2 protein-coding genes and 2 pseudogenes are annotated in these 3668 nt (G+C 42.7%); all 4 read right to left on the reverse strand.

Annotated elements, in window-relative coordinates; genetic code table 11:
* Window positions 1-345: pseudogene (locus FJR38_RS28245) on the reverse strand (Uma2 family endonuclease); the annotation flags it as partial.
* Window positions 346-436: 91 nt separating this feature from the next.
* Entirely contained in the window at window positions 437-1243 is an 807-nt protein-coding gene (locus FJR38_RS06460) for an ABC transporter permease (RefSeq protein ID WP_168495452.1), read from the reverse strand.
* Window positions 1244-1426: 183 nt separating this feature from the next.
* Window positions 1427-2809: a photosystem II reaction center protein CP43 gene (psbC, locus tag FJR38_RS06465; protein ID WP_168495451.1), complete on the reverse strand. Its 1383-nt coding sequence runs from the start codon at window positions 2807-2809 to the stop codon at window positions 1427-1429.
* Window positions 2793-3668, reverse strand: a pseudogene (gene psbD, locus FJR38_RS06470) (photosystem II D2 protein (photosystem q(a) protein)); the annotation flags it as partial. The pseudogene psbD and the gene psbC, both read right to left, overlap by 17 nt.

Genomic DNA, 3668 nt, shown 5'->3' on the forward strand with positions numbered 1-3668 from the left:
TTATCTACTTGCTCTGTAGAATCAGACAGTAATTCAATTATTACATTGGGGTATTTACCATCCTCTTCCCATGTTACCCAAGAAAACGCGGAAATTTTCCGTGTCTTTGACTAGAAAAAAGTCTGGACCTCTAAAGCCTCGATGTTTTAACTGTTGTCGGCTATAGTAAACGCTAAGATTTGCACCAATAAAAAAATCTTCTCTATCACGCCATAACCATTCTAAACAAGTTACTAATATTAATAGTTGTGTATAGTGTAAGGAACTTTCCATTTCTGGTTCATCGCTGAGTATTTCAGTGCAATCTGGCATTAATGCTTCTATTTCTTGTGCGGTTAAAGCCATAGATTTGATTGGGATAAATTACTATCTTTGGTTAATTATAAACTATCAGAATCTACTCTGTGCAATGATTAAATCATAGCTATGTTAGAGGTTAGAGCAAATCCATAAATTGATGTCGCCACAGATGAAAACAAGTCCATCCCAAGGCTAAAATAATTATTCCACTCAATAAAGCGCCCCAAATTAAACCTAAATCAGGTGGAGAACCTGATAAAGTAATCTGACGAAGACTTTCAATAATTGGTGATAAAGGATTTAAACCTAAAAACTGTTTCACTTGTTTGGGAACAATAGCTGCTGGATAAAATACAGGACTACTAATCCAAATCATAAATACTACCAACTCATAAAAGTAAGGTAAATCTCTAAAGAATACGTACAAAGCACTAACTAAAAAACCAACTCCTGTAGAAACTAAAATCAGTGCGAGAAATGGAAATAGTAAGGCTAAGACATTGACTAGACTTTGGGAATTAATCAAAGTCATAATTGCCAGTAACGGAAATGCGCCTACTGAAAATTGAAATACATTTGCCGCAATCATGGATACCGGAAAAACACTGACTGGTAACTGAATTTTATTTAATAATGCACCATTACCAACTACGCTGGCTAAAGCTTGGGATGTAGAAGATGAGAAAAAATTAATTACTAACAGCCCTGTCAGTGCTGCCAGCATATAGTTGATGATGGAGTTACCATAATAAGATGCAAAGGTAGCACCAAAAATGGCAGTATACAGTCCTGTCATAATTAAAGGGTTTAATAGTGACCAATAAACCCCCAGAAAAGAACCCCGATAGCGTACTTTCAGATTTCGTCCTACTAAGACGTGCAGGAGTTCTCGATAACGCTGCACTTGTAACCAATTTAAATTACCTTTCCAGGAAAAAGCCATTATTAAAGTACCATTACACACCAGAAAAAAACTCATCTAGGCATTTTATACTATATGAGTCCAAATTACCTGCGATTAATTTTCAGAATGAGGCTGAATACCTAACTTCCATAAAAAAGCCCTTGCTATGAAAAGCAAGAGCCAAAAATTAATTAACAGTGATTAAATCCAAATAAAAACAACCTAGTCAAGGTCAGGCATAAACATCACTGGTTCAGTTTCGCGGTTAATACCTTTCTCAAAACCACCAGCAGCAGCACGGGCGCGGCCTGCGTGCCACAAGTGACCAATGAGGAAGAAGAATCCTAAAACGAAGTGTGAACAAGCTAACCACGCACGAGGAGATACATAGTTGAAAGAGTTAATTTCAGTAGCCACACCACCTACAGAGTTCAAAGAACCCAGAGGAGCGTGTGTCATGTATTCAGCTGCACGACGTGCTTGCCAAGGTTGAATATCGTTCTTGATTTTTTCCAGATCAAGACCGTTAGGACCACGAAGAGGCTCTAACCAAGGGCCACGGAAATCCCAGAAGCGCATGGTTTCTCCACCAAAGATGATTTCACCTGTAGGAGAGCGCATTAAGTATTTACCTAGACCCGTAGGACCTTGAGCAGAACCGACGTTAGCACCTAAGCGTTGGTCACGAATTAAGAAGGTTAAAGCTTGTGCTTGAGAAGCTTCAGGACCAGTAGGACCGAAGAATTCGCTGGGGTAAGCGGTGTTGTTATACCAAACCATGATGGAAGCAATAAAGCCCATCAAGGAAAGAGCGCCCAAGCTGTAGGAGAGGTAAGCTTCACCAGACCAGATGAAAGCACGACGCGCCCAAGCAAAAGGCTTAGTGAAGATGTGCCAGATACCACCGGAAATGCAAATTAAAGCAATCCAGATATGACCGCCGATAATATCTTCCATATTATCAACGCTAACAATCCAGCCTTCGCCACCGAATGGAGCTTTAATTAGATAACCGAAGATGATAGCTGGGTTGAGGGTAGGATTAGTAATCACACGTACATCACCACCACCAGGGGCCCATGTATCATAGACTCCACCGAAGAACATAGCTTTTAGCACCAGCAACAACGCACCACATCCAAGGATGATTAGGTGGAAGCCGATGATGTTGGTCATCTTGTTCTTGTCTTTCCAGTCATAACCGAAGAAAGAGGAATACTCTTCTAAGGTTTCAGGTCCACGAACGGCATGATAAATACCGCCAAAACCTAGAACTGCTGAGGAAATGAGGTGAAGTACGCCAACGACGAAATAAGGGAATGTGTCAATAACTTCACCACCGGCACCAACGCCCCAACCAAGTGTGGCGACGTGAGGGAGAAGAATTAAACCCTGTTCGTACATGGGCTTTTCTGGAATGAAGTGAGCAACTTCAAATAAAGTCATTGCTCCAGCCCAGAAGACGATTAAACCAGCATGGGCAACGTGAGCGCCAAGTAGTTTACCAGATAAATTGATTAAACGAGCGTTGCCAGACCACCAAGCGAAACCGCTGGATTCTTGGTCGCGTCCACCGCTAATAACTCTATTAGAGAGCGTTACCACGTGGTAGTACCTCCTCTGGGAATACGAACTGTTCGTGGGGTTGATCTTGAGGAGCCATCCAAGCGCGGATACCCTCGTTCAGCAAAATGTTTTTGGTATAGAAAGTTTCAAACTCTGGATCTTCTGCTGCCCGTAACTCTTGGGAAACGAAGTCATAAGCACGAAGGTTTAATGCTAAACCAACGATACCGACGGAACTCATCCACAAGCCTGTAACAGGTACAAACAACATGAAGAAGTGTAACCAACGTTTGTTAGAGAAAGCAATCCCGAAAATCTGTGACCAGAAACGGTTTGCTGTCACCATGGAGTAGGTTTCTTCAGCTTGAGTAGGGTTGAAAGCGCGGAAGGTGTTTGATCCTTCACCATCTTCAAACAAGGTGTTTTCGACTGTTGCACCGTGAATGGCACAAAGTAAAGCACCACCAAGAATACCTGCTACACCCATCATGTGGAAGGGGTTGAGTGTCCAGTTGTGGAAACCTTGCAGGAAGAGAAGGAAACGGAAAATTGCAGCTACGCCAAAGCTGGGTGCAAAGAACCAGCTAGATTGTCCCAAGGGATACATCAGGAAGACGCTGACGAATACGGCAATAGGACCGGAGAAAGCTAGGGCATTATAGGGACGCAGACCGACAAGACGAGCTACTTCAAATTGGCGTAACATGAAGCCAATTAGACCGAATGCACCGTGTAGGGCTACGAAAGGCCAGAAACCACCTAGTTGACACCAACGGGTGAAATCGCCTTGAGCTTCAGGTCCCCACAGGAACAAACAGGGAAATGTCCCATGCTGTCTGCTGGTGTAGATACTGCTACTGTCAGGAAGTTAGCTCCTTCTAGGTAGGAGGATGCTAGT

Source organism: Anabaena sp. UHCC 0253 (genome assembly GCF_009712085.1).
Taxonomy (GTDB): domain Bacteria; phylum Cyanobacteriota; class Cyanobacteriia; order Cyanobacteriales; family Nostocaceae; genus Dolichospermum.

Bases quoted from the DNA above. Each gene is read 5' to 3' on its own strand.
- FJR38_RS06460 (WP_168495452.1), bottom strand. From the start codon at position 1,243: ATGGCTTTTTCCTGGAAAGGTAATTTAAATTGGTTACAAGTGCAGCGT.